The 1,166-nt window shown below is 66.0% G+C and carries 1 protein-coding gene; it reads left to right on the forward strand.

Features of this window, described 5'->3' with window-relative positions; all coding sequences use genetic code 11:
- The coding region (locus NYR58_RS20390; protein ID WP_315903358.1) for a DUF3991 and toprim domain-containing protein at positions 1 to 979 on the forward strand (979 nt) is incomplete at its 5' end.
- Positions 980 to 1,166 lie beyond the last annotated feature (187 nt).

Below are 1,166 nucleotides of genomic sequence, written 5' to 3' on the forward strand. Positions count from 1 at the left end.
AGATATGGAAAAAGCAGACCTGGAAGAGCTGAGAGGGAAGGTGCCCTGCAACTCCGTGCTGGAGGACGCGGGGTTCGCGCTCGATCTCAAGGAGAGCAGCCGCAAGGCGATGAAGTATCGCCGCGCCGGCGAGATCATCATCGTGATCCATGACGGCAAGGGCTGGTTCGATCCCTTGTCGGAGGCAAAGGGCGACGTCTTCTCTCTGGTGGAACATCTCGACGGCATTCCTTTTGCCGCCGCGCTCTATGTTGTTGCCGAACTGGTCGGCTTTGTGCCGTCTGAGCCGGTCTGGACACGAGTGGCCAGGGACCGCGCGCCCGACCTGACGATCACGGAACGCTGGCGGGTCCGGCGCAAACCCTGGCCCGGCTCGGCGACATGGCGTTATCTCGGCGACACGCGCCACATTCCCGAGGCAGTGATCCGCAAAGCCGTTGCCGAGAACCTCCTGCGCGAGGGCCCGAAGGGCAGCATGTGGGCCGGCCATACCGATCACGCCGGTCAGGTGACCGGCTGGGAGGAGCGCGGTCCCGATTGGCGCGGCTTCGCGACCGGCGGCGCCAAGATGCTCTTCCGTCTTGGCCGGTTCGATGCGGTCAGGCTCTGTGTCACCGAGGCGGCGATCGACGCCATGAGCCTGGCTGCGATCGAAAATCTTCGATCAGACACCCTCTATCTGAGCACCGGCGGCGGCTGGGCACCGGCCACGGCCGAGGCCCTTCGCGCACTGGCCCACCGGACGGGCGCCCATCTCGTGGCGGCCACTGACAACAACGCGCAGGGCGAGACATACGCCGGCCGTCTGCGAGACCTTGCGGCCGAGGCAGGAAGCGGGTTCGAGCGGATGTGTCCGCTCATGGAAGACTGGAACGCCGAATTGGGAAGGAGTGAGGAATCGAAAGGGAGGGAGACGCCGAAGGAGGATGGCTGCCGCATGCCCGCCGGCCGCCTCAAGGGTGACGCTTCGCCCGGCTGACGCCGGCCCTTGACCCGGCCGGACGGAGAGGCGGCCGCTCGAGAGGGGTCCGGAAGGGCTGAAGACGATGGCGACGTCGAGAGGATGAGCCGCGCTCCAGCCCCGGAGGCCAAGGAGATGGCATGAATGGGCTGTGAGCGGCCAATGATCCTGATGCGGTTAAGGTGTTGGGAGAGGCGGATAGGCT

It is taken from the genome of Chelativorans intermedius (assembly GCF_025398255.1).
In the GTDB taxonomy this organism is placed as follows: Bacteria; Pseudomonadota; Alphaproteobacteria; order Rhizobiales; family Rhizobiaceae; genus Chelativorans; species Chelativorans intermedius.